At 35.6% G+C, this 16,009-nt stretch carries 16 protein-coding genes; 8 read left to right on the top strand and 8 right to left on the bottom strand.

What is annotated here, in order from left to right; translation table 11 throughout:
• Positions 1–33 precede the first annotated feature (33 nt).
• Positions 34–1,278, top strand: coding sequence for an NAD(P)/FAD-dependent oxidoreductase (locus B0E34_RS07555; protein WP_087708330.1), 1,245 nt, complete (start codon positions 34–36; stop codon positions 1,276–1,278).
• Between the two features lie 304 nt (positions 1,279–1,582).
• Here B0E34_RS07555 and B0E34_RS07550 read toward each other — a convergent pair whose 3' ends face one another.
• Genes B0E34_RS07550 through flxY form a run of 3 tightly spaced genes read right to left on the bottom strand, consistent with a single transcriptional unit; the run spans position 1,583 to position 4,117 of the window.
• A complete protein-coding gene (locus B0E34_RS07550; RefSeq protein ID WP_087708328.1) occupies positions 1,583–2,182 on the bottom strand; it encodes a hypothetical protein in 600 nt (199 codons plus the stop codon).
• Between the two features lie 21 nt (positions 2,183–2,203).
• Complete coding sequence (locus B0E34_RS07545) at positions 2,204–2,806, bottom strand: hypothetical protein (protein WP_123956571.1); 603 nt, start codon at positions 2,804–2,806, stop codon at positions 2,204–2,206.
• Positions 2,807–2,824: 18 nt separating this feature from the next.
• Positions 2,825–4,117, bottom strand: coding sequence for a flexirubin biosynthesis putative acyl-CoA ligase FlxY (gene flxY / locus B0E34_RS07540; RefSeq protein ID WP_087708325.1), 1,293 nt, complete (start codon positions 4,115–4,117; stop codon positions 2,825–2,827).
• A 488-nt stretch (positions 4,118–4,605) separates the two neighbouring features.
• Between flxY and ileS the strand changes: the two genes are divergently transcribed.
• The 7 genes from ileS (at position 4,606) to trpS (ending at position 11,561) form a co-directional block, all read left to right on the top strand.
• Positions 4,606–7,995, top strand: coding sequence for an isoleucine--tRNA ligase (gene ileS, locus B0E34_RS07530; protein ID WP_087708321.1), 3,390 nt, complete (start codon positions 4,606–4,608; stop codon positions 7,993–7,995).
• A gap of 59 nt (positions 7,996–8,054) precedes the next feature.
• A complete protein-coding gene (locus tag B0E34_RS07525; RefSeq protein ID WP_002983772.1) occupies positions 8,055–8,435 on the top strand; it encodes a TraR/DksA family transcriptional regulator in 381 nt (126 codons plus the stop codon).
• Between the two features lie 81 nt (positions 8,436–8,516).
• Positions 8,517–8,762, top strand: coding sequence for a DUF6576 domain-containing protein (locus B0E34_RS07520; RefSeq protein WP_087708319.1), 246 nt, complete (start codon positions 8,517–8,519; stop codon positions 8,760–8,762).
• 18 nt (positions 8,763–8,780) lie between these two features.
• On the top strand, positions 8,781–8,972 hold the full coding sequence (locus B0E34_RS07515; RefSeq protein WP_076396253.1) for a DUF2683 family protein: 192 nt from the start codon (positions 8,781–8,783) through the stop codon (positions 8,970–8,972).
• On the top strand, positions 8,972–9,610 hold the full coding sequence (locus tag B0E34_RS07510) for a lipoprotein signal peptidase (protein WP_087708317.1): 639 nt from the start codon (positions 8,972–8,974) through the stop codon (positions 9,608–9,610). The genes B0E34_RS07515 and B0E34_RS07510 overlap by 1 nt, the downstream gene beginning before the upstream one ends.
• A 15-nt stretch (positions 9,611–9,625) precedes the next feature.
• The gene (locus B0E34_RS07505) at positions 9,626–10,270 is read left to right on the top strand and encodes a SanA/YdcF family protein (RefSeq protein WP_087708315.1); all 645 of its coding nucleotides are present in this window, start codon (positions 9,626–9,628) and stop codon (positions 10,268–10,270) included.
• Between the two features lie 322 nt (positions 10,271–10,592).
• Entirely contained in the window at positions 10,593–11,561 is a 969-nt protein-coding gene (trpS, locus tag B0E34_RS07500; protein ID WP_087708314.1) for a tryptophan--tRNA ligase, read from the top strand.
• A 48-nt stretch (positions 11,562–11,609) separates the two neighbouring features.
• Here trpS and B0E34_RS07495 read toward each other — a convergent pair whose 3' ends face one another.
• The 5 genes from B0E34_RS07495 to metK form a co-directional block, all read right to left on the bottom strand.
• Complete coding sequence (locus B0E34_RS07495; RefSeq protein ID WP_087708312.1) at positions 11,610–12,200, bottom strand: hypothetical protein; 591 nt, start codon at positions 12,198–12,200, stop codon at positions 11,610–11,612.
• A gap of 51 nt (positions 12,201–12,251) precedes the next feature.
• Complete coding sequence (locus tag B0E34_RS07490) at positions 12,252–12,947, bottom strand: YjjG family noncanonical pyrimidine nucleotidase (protein WP_087708311.1); 696 nt, start codon at positions 12,945–12,947, stop codon at positions 12,252–12,254.
• A 202-nt stretch (positions 12,948–13,149) separates the two neighbouring features.
• A complete protein-coding gene (locus B0E34_RS07485; protein ID WP_087708309.1) occupies positions 13,150–13,740 on the bottom strand; it encodes an RNA polymerase sigma factor in 591 nt (196 codons plus the stop codon).
• Positions 13,741–13,935: 195 nt separating this feature from the next.
• Complete coding sequence (locus B0E34_RS07480) at positions 13,936–14,427, bottom strand: hypothetical protein (RefSeq protein ID WP_087708305.1); 492 nt, start codon at positions 14,425–14,427, stop codon at positions 13,936–13,938.
• Between the two features lie 84 nt (positions 14,428–14,511).
• Entirely contained in the window at positions 14,512–15,792 is a 1,281-nt protein-coding gene (gene metK / locus B0E34_RS07475) for a methionine adenosyltransferase (protein ID WP_087708304.1), read from the bottom strand.
• Positions 15,793–16,009 lie beyond the last annotated feature (217 nt).

Below are 16,009 nucleotides of genomic sequence, written 5' to 3'. Positions count from 1 at the left end.
GATAGAAGTTATTATTAAAATAAAAAATCAAAGATGAGTAAAGAATTTGTTGACGTTCTTGTAATCGGCGCCGGACCGTCCGGTTGCGTATCTTCTTCATATTTAAAGAAGAACAACGTCAACGTGAAAGTTGTTGAAAAAACGAAATTTCCAAGACTGGTGGTCGGCGAAAGCCTGATTCCGCGTGTGATGGATCATTTTGATGAAGCCGGACTGTTTCCTGCTCTTGATAAAATGGGCTTTGAGAAGAAACTGGGAGCGCGTTTTTTAAGAGGCAACGAGGTCTGCATTTTTGATTTCAGTAATAAATTCGGGGAAGGATGGGACTGGACATGGCAGGTTCCGAGAGCGGATTTTGATAATGTTTTAGCTCAGGAAGTCATTAATAAAGGAATTGATCTTGAATTCGAAACGGAAGTGATCGGCATTGAGTTCAACGGAACAGATTCTGTAACGACTGTAAAAAATAAGAACGGCGAAATAAAAGAAATTCATGCCAAATTTGTGATCGATTCCAGCGGTTACGGAAGAGTTTTACCGAGACTTTTAGATTTAGAAAAACCTTCAAAACTTTCTCCTCATTCTGCAATTTTCTCTCATGTAAAAGATATTAACCGGGAAGAAGGTACGGAAGGAACTTTAATTTCTTTTGATATTATCGAAACGGAAGTCTGGCTTTGGGTAATTCCCTTTTCCAACGGAAACACAAGTGTAGGAATTGTAGGACCAACCGATTTTATTGATAAACTCTCTGAAAACGGCGATACAACGGAAGCTCTGAGAAAAGCAATTTCCCTTTCGGATTATTATGTCAAACGTTTCGGTGATGTAGATTTTCTTTTTGAACCTCAACATCTGAAAGATTATTCATGCTCGGTAAAAAAATTGTATGGTGACGGTTTTGCGCTTACAGGAAATGCTTCGGAATTCTTAGATCCGGTTTTTTCTTCTGGAATGGCTTTTGCCACAGAAGGCGGAATGACCGCTGCAAAATTAGCCTTAAGGCAACTGAACGGCGAACAAGTAGACTGGCAAAAGGAATTTGCAGACTATATTTTATACGGAGTTGATGTTTTCACAACGTATGTAAAAGAATGGTACACCGGAAATCTTCAGGAATTATTTTTCCACCAACCGGAAAATCCAGATGTGAAAAGAAAAATCTGTGCAGTTTTGGCGGGTTATGTCTGGAATAAGAAGAATACTTTTGTGAGAATTCATGATACAGCGATTAAAAATCTTGCGGAATTCATTAAGACAGAAAAGCAACAAGCATAAAAAAAACGCTTCTGAAATATGAAGCGGTTTTGTATTATTTTTATTTTACCTGAGTCCGGGATAAGAAATAAATTTAAATAATTGATTTATAGCATTAGATTAATTTATCGCAAAGAAAAACAAAAAATTTTTCTACTTATTTAAAGTTTGCAAGCTAAACAAAGGCACTTCGTTTATTTAAAAAACACAAAAATGGTATTACTTTGATAAGTTTTACGCCTTTGTATATCTTAAAAGCTGAATCCTTGATAATTGAATCTCTTTGTTTATCATTGCGGTTAAGAAGACTTATCCCGAACTCAGATTATTTAATCTTTTTTTCAATCATATGAGCCAAAGTCTTGGCTGTTTTGGCGTATCCTTCCGAAATTCTGTCATTATTATTTGGAAGCCCCACAAAATTATCGCCGGGAGCATTCTTACTTTCGATTTCCAGTAAAACATGAGAAGGATTTTCTGTTTCTACAAATTTTAAAAGGGTACTCAGTTTTGAAGGCTGGTTCATAATTCCTCCGAACCATCCCGGATAAATCCAGACAGTTTCTACAATGAGAGTATATTTTGCAGATGAATTGTTCACAGAAGTTTTGATATCCGTATTTTTATTCATGGAAGCTAAAAATTTGTCTACAAACTGAGTATTTTTAGAATATTCCCAGTCTTTCTTCCACTTTTCAAATTCTTCAGGACTTTTTCCTGCTTTTTGGATCGCTTTTTCCTGTTTGGCAATGTAGCCTGCCTCATCTATGTTTTCTTTATAAAATGTTATGTGGCTGTAATCCATCTTAAGGTTCAGTTCAGTCTGCCCTTTCAGAAAATCGAAATTTCCGGAAATTACTTTCATCTTTTGTGCATGCAAAGTACAGGCTAAAAAAACCAGAAAGGATAGGAATGTTTTTTTCATCGTTTATTTAAATTTTAAAATCTATTTTTTGTTAATATAATGATCTACTTTTAACGCCAACATTTTAGATGTTTTTGCGTAACATTCTGCAATTCGATCATTATTATTCGGAATACCAATCCCATTATCTCCGGTTGCTTTTATTCCTTCAACAACCATTAAAATATTCGTGGGATTGTCTGACTCTACAAAAGTCATTGTAGAATTCATTTCAGCAGGGATACTGCCAATTCCTCCAAAAACACCTTGAGAGATCCATGTCGGCTCAACAATTAGAGTGTATTTTGTTCTTTTGAAACCAGTAGATGCTTCAATTTTGGTATTCTTATTCCATGAAGCTAAAAACTTATCCTGAAAAGTTTTAGATTTTGAAAATTCCCAGTAATTTTTCCATTTTTCTGCTTCTTTTTTTCCTGCCCTCTTTTCAATCTCCTGCATTCTCTCATTGATATATTGTTCTTCGGTAATTTTCTTTTTAGCAAAAGTAACACCTTCAAATTTGAAAACAACTTTAATGAATTTTTGATCTTTTAAAAAATTATAATCTCCAGTAATGAGCTTTACTCTTTGTGCCATTAAGCATGACGAGAAAGCTACTAAAAATAGAAATATCGTTTTTTTCATGGTTATTTTATTTATCCTTTATCTTAAATCCGCAAACGTTATCGGCTTTCTGCTGTTCGGGTTAAATACCGTTTTAGATAAAACATCAAAATCGACCAGTTCAATTTTCGGACTCACTCTTAGTTTTGCCCTGAAATGATCTCTTACTTCATTTACAAAAACCTCGGAATCGCTGTCTGTGCTTACTTTAATGATGATTTCATCCAACCCGATTTCGTTTGACTGAATAACAATCTGATAACAGAGAATCTTATTGAAATCATTTAAAATATCGTTCATTGCAGGCGGATACAACGTTGTGCCTTTGTATTTGATCATCTGCTGTTTTCTTCCGATGACAGGACCCAACCTCATCGTATTTCTTCCGCATCTACACGGCTCATAATGTGCTTTTACAATATCGCCTGTTTTAAATCTCAGCAACGGAATTGCTTCAACACCCAAAGTAGTGATCGTTAATTCTCCGCTTTCGCCTTCTCTCGCGGGATTTCCTTCATCATCAAGAATTTCGGTGATAATTAATTCCGGATGGTGATGTCCGCCAATTTGTTCTTCACACTCTGTAAAAGCGGTGCTCATTTCCGTCGAAGCGTAGGTTGAGAAAAGTTTAATATTCCACTTTTCTTTAATTTTCTGTGAAAGAATATTATCCGTAAAATCCTGATTTTTGATGCTTTCTCCGATACAAACCGCTCCATAAACGCTGGAATTTTTATAATCTATCCCATGTTTTTCGGCATAATCGATCATTTTTAGCAAAAAAGACGGAACGGTGATTAAATATTTCGGCTTGTACCTGAAAATAGAATCCCATTGAAGTTCGGGAATTCCCGGTCCCATTCTTACCACACTCGCTCCCATTTTTCTGAGTCCTAAAAAGTAGGCAAGTCCCGCCATGAATCTTTTATCGATGGTGGTAATCATCTGTACTACATCGCCTTTTTTTATTCCGGCACACGCAAAAGAAATAGCTTCATTGTAGGCTAATCTTTCAAGATCGTTATCTGATAATCCGAATGTTACAGGATCTCCCAGTGTTCCTGATGTTGTGCTGTAATCTACAATTTTATCGGGTGTCACACAGAAAAAATCATCGTTATGCTGCTGAATATCGTTCTTCGTTGTGGTCGGAATTTTTTGCAGATCTTCCAAAGTCTGAATATCAGCAATATTAATATTGTTTTCCTTAAATAATCTTTGATAAAAAGGTGAATGGGTTTCAAGATACGTTAAAAGTTCCTGAAGTTTTTGCTCCTGAAACTTTTTTATTTCCTGAATGTCTGATCTTTCGATGGATGGATAGAATTCCAATGGTTTTTATTTTTTAAAAGACAAATTTATTAGTTTATTTTTTATTCCAGCAGATTTATTTTTCCCCAGATTTCCCAGATTTTCACTGATAATTTTGTGATAAACTTGCGTAATCTACTGAAATCTGCGAGAGAATATTTTAAGTTTTGGTTAAAACCAAATTCAAGACGTTTATTGTTAAAGCGGGCTAAAGCCCGCTCCTATTGATCCGTCACTTTACAAAAAATCTGTGACATTTGTGAAAATATTAATGCTATTTGTGTTTGAAATATGCTCAATCATCTATGGAACTCCCTGAAATCTGTGGGACAAAATAATTCAAAAAAGGCAAATTTCACAATTTACAATTCACAAAAAATTAATCTTTTCATTTATTTTTCTGAAACAGAAGTTTTTAATAGGAAATATCAAAATAAAACATATATTATAAACCGACAAATTTTAGTAAATTTGCCAACTTAATTAATCAACGATATTGATATATTACAATGAGCCAATTTAAAGAGTACAAAAACCTCAACCTTATTGACGTAGCCGAGAACATCGCAGAATTCTGGAAGCAGAATAAAACTTTCAATAAGAGTGTTGAGATTCGTGAGGGGCAACCTGAGTTTGTGTTTTATGAAGGTCCGCCTTCAGCAAACGGTATGCCCGGAATTCACCACGTAATGGCCAGAGCGTTGAAGGATATTTTCTGTCGTTATCAGACCCAGAACGGAAAGCAGGTTTTCCGTAAAGCGGGTTGGGATACGCACGGACTTCCGGTAGAGCTTGGTGTGGAAAAAGAATTAGGAATCACTAAAGAAGATATTGGCAGAAAAATTTCGATTGAGGATTACAACAAAGCGTGTCGTGAAGCGGTAATGCGTTATACAGACGTATGGAATAACCTTACCGAGAAAATCGGATACTGGGTAGATCTTGATGATCCGTACATCACGTACAAATCAAAATACATGGAAACGGTTTGGTGGTTACTGAAGCAATTGTACAACAAAGATCTGCTGTATAAAGGTTACACGATTCAGCCGTATTCGCCAAAAGCAGGAACCGGACTTTCTTCTGCGGAGCTGAATATGCCGGGAACGTATCATGACGTTTCGGACACTACCATTGTGGCGCAGTTTAAAGTAAAAAAAGAATCTACCGATCTGTTTAATGATGTTGAAGGAGATGTAAACATTCTTGCATGGACGACAACACCTTGGACTTTGCCGTCCAATACGGCTTTGGCTGTAGGAAGAGATATTGAATATGTTGTGGTTAAAACTTTTAACCAGTACACTTTCCAGCCGGTAACTGTAGTTCTGGCAAAAGTTCTTCTGAATAAAAACTTCGGAAAAAAATATGCGGAAGGAACAGATGAAGATTTCGCGAACTACACTTCGGAAAGCAAAACCATTCCTTACCAGATTTTAAAAGAATTTACGGGAGAAAAATTAACCGAAACGCAATACGAACAATTAGTTCCATGGTTTACTCCAAACGACACTCCTGAAAAAGCTTTCAGAGTGATCTTGGGAGATTTTGTAACCACTGAAGACGGGACAGGTATTGTTCACATTGCGCCTACTTTTGGTGCAGATGATGCGAAAGCGGCAAAAGAAGCCGGAGTTCCGCCCATGTTGGTAAAAGATGAAAATGATAATCTTGTTCCTTTGGTAGATTTACAGGGAAGATTTATTCAGGGCGAAAATGTTCCTGAATTATTCTCAGGAAAATACATCAAGAACGAATATTACGATGAAGGAACTGCACCCGAAAAATCATGGGATGTAGAACTGGCAATTTTGCTGAAAACTGAAAATAAAGCCTTCAAAGTAGAAAAATATGTTCACAGCTACCCTCATTGCTGGAGAACAGACAAGCCTGTATTGTATTATCCTCTGGATTCATGGTTTGTGAAAATGACGGCTGTAAAAGACCGCTTGGTAGATTTAAACAAAGAAATCAACTGGAAGCCGAAATCTACAGGAGAAGGACGTTTTGCAAACTGGCTTGAGAATGTAAACGACTGGAATCTTTCGCGTTCAAGATATTGGGGAATTCCTTTGCCAATCTGGAGAACAGAAGATCTGAAGGAAGAAAAGATCATCGGATCTGTAGAAGAATTATACAACGAGATTGAAAAATCTGTAGAAGCAGGATTGATGACTGAAAATCCGTTTAAGGATTTCATCATCGGAGATATGTCTGAAAATAATTATGCATCTGTGGATCTGCATAAAAACATTGTAGACAAAATCGTTCTGGTTTCAGATTCAGGAAAAGCAATGAAGCGTGAGAGCGATCTGATCGACGTTTGGTTCGATTCCGGTTCAATGCCTTATGCGCAATTGCATTATCCTTTTGAAAATAAAGAATTAATTGATAATAATAAAGCGTTCCCTGCAGATTTCATTGCGGAAGGTGTTGACCAGACTCGTGGATGGTTCTATACGCTTCATGCGATCGGAACAGCGGTTTTTGATTCTGTTGCTTATAAAAATGTCATGAGTAACGGACTTGTTTTGGACAAAAACGGTCTGAAAATGTCAAAATCCAAAGGAAATGCAGTGGATCCGTTTGAAACTTTAGCGGTTTACGGTCCGGATGCGACACGTTGGTATATGATTTCCAATGCGAATCCTTGGGAAAACCTGAAATTCGATATCGAAGGAATTGATGAAGTGAGAAGAAAATTCTTCGGAACATTGTACAATACGTATTCATTCTTTGCGTTGTATGCGAATGTGGACGGATTTAATTATTCTGAAAAAGAAGTTGAGAACAGACCGGAAATCGACCGATGGATTCTTTCTGAGCTGAATTTGTTAATTAAGGAAGTTAAAGCATTCTACGAAGATTACGAACCGACAAGAGTGGCAAGAGCGATCAATACTTTTGTGAATGACAATTTATCCAACTGGTACGTAAGACTTTGCAGAAGACGTTTCTGGAAAGGAGATTATTCGGAAGATAAAATCTCTGCTTACCAGACTTTATATACATGTCTTGAAACGGTTGCTAAATTATCTGCGCCAATCGCTCCGTTCTTTATGGATCAGTTGTATCAGGATTTAAATAAAGTAACCGGAAAAGAAACTGCGGAATCGATCCACTTAACGGATTTCCCTGTTGCTGATGAAAGTTTAATTGATGCAGATTTGGTTGAAAAAACACATTTAGCACAGACGATAACAAGTTTAGTTCTTTCCATCAGACGTGCAGAAAGTTTAAAAGTAAGACAACCTCTTCAAAGAGTGTTGATTCCTGTTTTGGATAAGAAAACGGAAGAGCAGATTTCCGCGGTTGCAGATTTAATTAAGCAGGAAGTAAACGTTAAAGAATTACAGTTAATTAATGCTGAAGAAGCGTCGCATTTAATTATAAAACAGATCAAACCGAACTTTAAAGCTTTAGGTCCAAAATTAGGCAAAGACATGAAAACGGTGGGTGGAGAAATTACCAATTTCACCGCAGAACAGATCTCCACTTTGGAAAAAGAAGGAAAAATTGATGTGCAGGGTTACGAAATTACACCGGAAGATGTGGAAATTTCTACAAAAGATATTCCGGGATGGACGGTAACTTCCGACGGAAAAACCACTGTGGCATTAGATTTGACGCTAACAGATGAATTAAAATCTGAAGGTATCGCAAGAGAATTCATCAACAGAGTTCAGAACCTGCGAAAAGAGAAGGATTTCGATTTGACGGACAGAATTACGATCTCTTTGGAAGAAAACGCTCCTTTCATTGATGACATCAAGAAAAATGAAGAATATATTTCATCCGAAGTCTTGTCAAATAAAATAGAAATTGTATCTTCACTTTCAAATTTTAACGAAATCGAAATAGATGAGGTTAATTTTAAGATAAATGTTGAAAAAAATTAACTTATAGTTATTGTTTTTCAAATTCCATTTCATAATTTTATTAAAAAAGAGAAACGAACATGTCAGACGAAAGAGTAAGATACAGTGATGCTGATTTACAAGAATTTAAAGCAATCATTAAGGAAAAAATAGAAAAGGCTGAAAAGGATTTACAACTGATCAGAGAGAGTTTTATCAACGACCAGAATAACGGTACGGATGATACTTCCCCCACTTTCAAAGCATTTGAGGAAGGCGCTGAAACGTTGAGTAAAGAACAGAATTCTATTTTGGCCGGAAGACAGGAGAAATTCGTACGTGACCTGAAGAACGCTTTGATAAGAATTGAAAACAAAACTTACGGTGTATGCAGAGTAACGGGTAAACTTATTCCGAAGGAAAGACTGTTGGCGGTTCCTCATGCTACGCTGAGCATCGAAGCGAAAAATATGCAGAAATAACCACAAGGTTAGCTACAATAAATTTGGGTTTATATCGTATTTCGAGGAATACTTTATAAACCTAATTTTTAATATCTACCCATGAGCGAATTATTAATTTTAGGAATTATCGTTGCCGTCGTATTGGCATTTTTCAACAGAGACCGGATTAAAAACAGGTTCTTTCCGGATGAAAAGCGTAATTATACGATTGACGATCAGTTTAATTCTGATAAACGGGAAAGGGAAAAAGAGATCGACCGTCTTCTGAGCAAGATGGGAAAAAACGGAGTGAATGATCTGTCGGCAAAAGACAGAAAAAGACTTGACGAATTGTCTAAAAAGTAAAATTTAAATTAAAAGAAAATGGAATCCATAATAGTCCACACCAAAAACGCAATGGAGCTTACTGCCCTGAAAAGTGTTTTGAAAGAAATGAACATTAAGTTCGAAAAATTCCATACCAAGAATACCCATCACAACGAGAAAACGGTAAAGAAAATCGTTGACAAAAGAAACGAAAAGATAGGAAAACCTTACAAACCAAAAGGATTATAATGAAGAAGATAGCATTTGTAACCTTGCTTATTTTATTGATAGATCAGGCTTCAAAAATTTATGTAAAAACGCACTTTAATCTTGATGACAGTATTTCTGTACTTCCGGGGTTTAAATTAACGTTTGTAGAAAACCCGGGAATGGCTTACGGACTACATTTCGGAGGCATTATCGGTAAATATTTTCTGGTTCTGGTAAGAATTATCCTGATCGGCGGAATGATCTATTTATTTAAAAAATGGTTACAGCGGGGAGAATCCAATTATCTTCTGATTCCGATGGCAATGATTTTTGCCGGAGCAATAGGAAATCTGATTGACGGAATGTTTTACGGACTTATTTTTGACAGCGGAACAGTTTATGATGAGAGCATCAACAGATGGATCGGGTATGGAGGGATTTCGAAATTCACCAGTTTCGGGGAAGGATATTCTACTTTCATGAAAGGCTGTGTAGTTGATATGCTGCATTTTCCGCTGGTAGACTGGAACGTTCCTGAAAGCTGGCCTTTAATCGGAGGAAAACATATAGAATTTTTTAAATATATTTTCAACGTAGCCGATTCGGCAATTACAGTGGGAGCTGCTTTATTATTGATTTTCAGAAAAAAAGCATTTCCGAACGGTCTGGAATTTTAAAAGAATGTACTGTTGATGAAAAAATTAATTAAAAACATTTTTAAAATTTTCCTGCTTCTTTTTGTTGCAGGAATTATTTTTATTGCCTGGGCGAATTACAGCATTAAAAAAGACAGCGAAGCCCATATATCATACAATATCTCAGAAGTTCCGAATATGAAAACGGCACTGCTTCTGGGAACAGGAAAAACACTGAGCAACGGAAAACCGAATGCCTATTTTTATAACCGAATTCAGGCTGCAGCAGATTTGTATAAAAGCGGAAAGGTAAAATACATTATTGTAAGCGGTGATAACAGCCAGAAAAACTATAATGAACCTGAAGATATGCAAATGGCTTTGATGGAATACGGAGTTCCAAAGGATAATATTTTTCTGGATTTTGCCGGTTTCAGAACACTGGATTCTGTTGTACGCGCGAAAGAGATTTTCGGGCAAAATCAATTAATTATTGTTTCACAGAAATTTCATAATGAAAGGGCGGTATTTTTAGCCCAAAAAAACGGCATGAAAGCATTTGGCTACAATGCTCCGGATGTTAATAAATATGCCGGTCTGAAGACGAATCTTAGAGAATATCTGGCGAAAGCAAAAGTGTATCTTGATCTTCTTTTAGGAGTTGAACCGAAATTTGGAGGAGATAAGATTTTAATTCCTTAATGTTTTTTTCTTGCAGATTTTTAACGCAAAGTTTTTAATTTGATAATAATTACTTCTCTAAATATGCAAAGAAGCATCAACAAGTTGATTTGATGAAGCTCCGTTTTCAAGCTTCGTGCAGCAAATTTATTTGCCTTTGCCTACTAAAAATAATAGCTTTTGAATAAAATCTTTGCGTTTAAATTTTTTAAACACACATAACTCTAATGTTTTCACTGACACCACAAACAATAAAACATAAACATCTCTGTAAATCCATGGAATCTGAGGGAGAATTAATTAAATTTGCAGTTCATTAATTTTTAAATATAAACTTTAAACAATGTCAAGAATTCTTACCGGCATTCAAGCCACCGGAACACCACACTTGGGAAACCTTTTGGGTGCAATTATTCCTGCGATAGAATTATCGAAACAGGAAGGAAACGAATCATTTTTATTCATCGCGAATCTGCATTCTTTAACGCAGATAAAAGACGCGAAAGAACTGAAACAGAATACCTACGAGATTGCTGCGGCTTGGCTTGCTTGTGGATTAGATACCGAAAAAACATTTTTTTACAGACAGAGCGACATCCCTGAAACCTGTGAACTTTCTTGGCATTTATCATGTTTTTTTCCTTATCAGAGATTAACTTTGGCGCACTCATTCAAGGATAAAGCAGATCGTTTGCAGGATGTGAATGCCGGTTTGTTTACGTATCCGATTTTAATGGCTGCAGATATTTTATTATACGATGCGGAAATTGTTCCGGTAGGAAAAGACCAGCTTCAGCATTTGGAAATTGCGCGTGATGTAGCTTCCAGATTTAATAATCAGATGGGTGAAGTTTTTGTTTTGCCACAATCTGAGCTTCAGGAAAACACGAAATACGTTCCCGGAGTTGACGGACACAAAATGTCTAAATCGCGAGGAAACATCATCAATATTTTCCTGCCTGAAAAGGAACTGAAAAAGCAGGTGATGAGCATCGAATCGGATTCTAAAACTTTAGAAGAGCCTAAAGATCCCGAAACGGATAAAACTTTTGCCATCTATCAGTTAATTGCCACTCCGGAACAAACTGAAGAATTAAGAGCGAAATATTTAGCCGGAAACTTTGGTTACGGTCATGCGAAAAAAGAACTTCTGGATCTTATTTTAACAAGATTTGAAAAAGAAAGAGAACTTTTTTCTTATTATATGAACAATCTTGATGAACTGGAAACAAAACTTCAGGAAGGTGCAGCAAAAACGAGAGTGATTGCTACGGAAACGATGAAAAGAGTGAGAGAAAGTCTGGGAATTTAATAACTTATCATTCAAATAAAATCGGCATTCATTAAAATGAGTGCCGATTTATTTTTTGTGACTTCGAATTTGATTACTATGAATTAATTTTTCTTTTTTAGCAAGATATAATTCGCTGCATCGGCTTCCAAAATCATAGAGAACGGATTCATCAAAATCTATCAGAAAAGTTTTTTTGAATGTCAATTTTGTTATAATCGTGGGCATTTTAATAAGTCTGGACTTATCTAAATCATAATAATTCCATTCCCCTATATAATCATCTGTAAGAAGATTTACACTTGATTCTCCACTTCCGTCGTTATTTGCAGGACCAAACTCGTATCTACTCATTCCAATCAGCCTTATTGTTTTATCTTTTGGTTCGTATCTGAACTGCGCCGAATAACCTGCTCTCATGAAATCAATATAAAATTCAAAACCATTTTTTGTATAACTTACTCCAGTAAAATCACCCGACGTTTCAATTTCTTTACTGTAAATCGGCTTAAAATCTAAAGATGATAATTTACATATAATTTTCAATTTCTGAGTATCAAAATAGACAGAATCCGGGACTCCGTCCTGATCAAGATCTTTTTCCTGAGCAGATATAATATTTGTAATGCTAAAAAACAGCAAAAAAACCAGTCTTTTCATTTATTGTTATTGAATTAATTTTCGGCGGCACCTTCGGTGCCGCCGAAACTGTTATAAATACTCTTTAATCTGCAAAAGATGCGTAATCACTTTCAAGCCTTCTTCGGATTTATTTTCCTTTAAAACATCAAAGAAAATAACATCCATACCAAAATTCTGCGCACCGACAACATCTGCAACCCAGTCATCGCCAATTAAAATACTGTTTTCTTTTGTGGCTTCTGAAAGGTTCAGAGAGTATTCAAAAATTTCGGGACGTGGTTTTCTTACACCGACTGTATCTGCGCTTGTGATAGTCTGAAAATATTTATCAATGCCGGATAAAATACATTTTCTCTCCGTCACTTCTTTGAAACCGTTTGAAATAATATGCAGGGTATAATTTTTTGCCTTAAGATATTCCAAAATATATTCTGCCCCTTCTACTAGCTCATTATGATTGAGAATTTTATCTAAAAAATGTTCTTCAAAATACATCGACAATTCCGGATCATCTACTCCAAAATGGTTAAAGGTATCGTAAAAACGGTGTTTCCTGAGATATTCTTTATCGATAATTCCATCGCGGATATCTTCCCAGAGTTTTTCATTAATTTCATGATAAACAGAATGGAATTCTTCAAAATTGATGTTGTACTTTAACCCGATTTCTTCCTTCTCAAAAAGATCTTTTATCGTTAAATACGCATTGCGGCGATGATCCCAAAGTGTATTATCGAGATCAAAAAAAATGTGCTGAATTTTCATACAGCACAAAATTAATAATTTTAATTCTTGGATACCGGATAATTCTTGCCTTTGGCTTTCACTACCTCGACGCTCTTTGAAAAGTTGAGTAAAAACTCAATGGTTTGTTTCTTAGGTTTCAAAGCTTTCACTTTTAAGGGATCATTTTTTTTCATAGGCGAAAATGTTTTCCTTAAAAACGAGAATTTTCCGAAATTATTATCTAGCGTGTTAAGATAATATTATTTTCTTCCATGATTTTTCTCAGGTTGATTAAAGCATACCGTACTCTTCCCAGTGTGGTATTGATGCTCATGTCGGTATGATCTGCAATTTCTTTGAAACTTAACCCGTCAAAAAATCTTAATTTAATGACTTCCTGCTGATTTTCAGGCAGAAACTGAAGCATTCTTAGAAGATCTTCCTGAATCTGGTTGGTAACCAACTGATCTTCGATATTTTCGGAAGGCTCTCTCAAAAGATCAAAAACAGAATATTCGTCCGTTTCAAAAGTAGTTTCTGAAACTTTCATATTTTTAGATTTTAACCTGAAATGATCGATAATAAGATTGTGAGCAATTCTTTTTGCCCAAAGAATGAATTTTCCTTCTTCATTATAGCGTCCTTCCTTCAGCATAATGATAATTTTCATGAAGGTATCCTGAAACACGTCATTTGCTAAATCTTCATCATTAATTTTGTAAAAAATGAATGTAAACAATTCTCTTTGATGGCGGTGTATAAGGGTAGACAACGCCTCTTCGTCTCCTTTTTGGTAAAGGGAAATTAGTAAACTATCCGATTTTGATTTCATAACTTCTTCTCAATAAATAATGCTGACTATAATTTTTCCAGATATTTTATCTGGCTTCAGCTGTAAATACAAAACAATTCTTCAGAGTAAAGTCGAATCAATAGGCGGATACAATTTTTCTATAGTGTAAATATAATAAATTTTTAATAACTGTTAATCATTTATTAATTTTTTACGAGAAAAATTTAAAAAAACCTATTTAAACATGTCATGAATGAATACAGTAGGGATATTTAGTGTAAAATTAACATTCACCCCTTTCAGTTCTTTACCATTTATTCCGCTGTTTCCGATCGGAAAAGCATAACCTCCGGTAAGATCCAGAATCCCGAAAAGCGTAACGCCTACTTTCGGAGCAAAATATTTATTGGTTCCTTCTGCTCCCATCAGAAAATAATAGGAATGGTTGAAGTCTACATTCTTTTCAAAATTCAGCAAAACATCCGCAGAAATTTTGGGCATAATTGCAAATTGGGAATGTGCAGAACCCATCAAAGCAGAACCTCCCAAACGGTAAATAACATCATCATTTTTTAAGAAAAGCAGCTTCCCTCCTATTTCCCCGAAACTCTGGTTTTGGTAAGTATATCCTACACTTATCATTTTATGTACCGTTAACTGTGCTTTAGCAAATGTACTCAGGAAAAATACGGAAAGGATTGCGATTGCAGATCTGGCGTTTATCATCTTCAAATTTTATTTAATGTAAAAATAAAAAAAACTGCCTTATCAAAAAGATAAAGCAGCCATTTATATTGTATCTGTTTAAAATTAAATTCCGAAAGAAGCTTTAATTTCTTCTACTTTGTCTAATTTCTCCCATGTAAAGAACTCAAGATTATCCAAAGTAAGCTCATTTTTCTGTCCTTTATTGAAGGTTTTGCTTGCTACATAGCTTTCTCTTCCCATGTGTCCGTAAGAAGCCGTATCTTGATAAATAGGGTTTCTTAGCTTTAAGTTCTGCTCGATTGCGTAAGGTCTCAAATCAAAAATAGTAGACACTTTTTTAGCAATTTCTCCATCGTTAAGATCTACTTTTGCCGTTCCGTAAGTATTGATATACAATCCGCAAGGCTCTGCAACCCCGATTGCGTAAGAAACCTGTACCAAAACTTCATCGGCAACTCCTGCAGCTACCAAATTTTTAGCAATATGTCTTGTTGCATAAGCCGCACTTCTGTCTACTTTTGAAGGATCTTTTCCTGAGAATGCACCACCACCGTGAGCTCCTTTTCCTCCATACGTATCTACAATGATTTTTCTTCCTGTAAGACCTGTATCTCCGTGAGGACCACCAATTACGAATTTACCGGTCGGGTTGATATGATATTTGATCTGATCGTTGAATAACGCTTTAATTTCTTCTGTCTGTAAAGCAACTACTCTTGGAATCAGAATATTTTTAATGTCTTCTCTGATTTTGTTCAGCATTTCTTCTTCAGATCCGAAATCGTCGTGTTGTGTAGAAACTACGATAGAATCTATTCTGATTGGTTTATGGTCATCAGAATACTCAATCGTAACCTGAGATTTTGCATCAGGACGAAGATATTTAATTTCTGAATTTTCTCTTCTGATCGCAGAAAGTTCCTTAAGAATAGTATGTGCAAGATCAAGAGCTAAAGGCATATAGTTAGCCGTTTCATTGGTTGCGTATCCAAACATCATTCCCTGATCTCCCGCTCCCTGTGCGTTTGCTTTAGCTTCGAAAGATTCATCATTTACCGCTCTGTCTACTCCCTGATTGATATCCGGAGACTGCTCATGGATTGCAGAAATAACCCCGCAAGAATCTCCGTTGAACATATATTCTCCTTTTGTATATCCGATTCCGTTGATAACTTCTCTGGCAATTGTCTGTACATCAAGATAAGCATCCGATTTTACTTCACCTGCCAAAACCACCTGTCCTGTTGTTACAAGAGTTTCGCAAGCTACCTTTGAATTTTTGTCGTATGCTAAAAAGTGATCGATTAATGCGTCGGAAATCTGATCGGCAATTTTGTCCGGATGTCCTTCTGAAACAGATTCAGATGTAAATAAATAAGACATATTATTCTATTTGTTTTTAGATTAAAAATATACGAAGAAAAATAAGAATAAATTGTCTAATAAAGGTCTAAAAAAGAATACTGTTTTAGCATATTTTTATAGAGGTTGCAATCAGGTCAAATTTTTCCTCGTTCGTAAACGTTGGCAAATTTAAGTACTATTTTTTAATACTCAAAATTTTTGTCTACTTATTATCTTTCTTTAAATAAATGATTTC

This window comes from Chryseobacterium mucoviscidosis (assembly GCF_002177115.1).
Taxonomy (GTDB): domain Bacteria; phylum Bacteroidota; class Bacteroidia; order Flavobacteriales; family Weeksellaceae; genus Chryseobacterium; species Chryseobacterium mucoviscidosis.
This window is presented reverse-complemented; position numbering and strand designations above follow the sequence as displayed.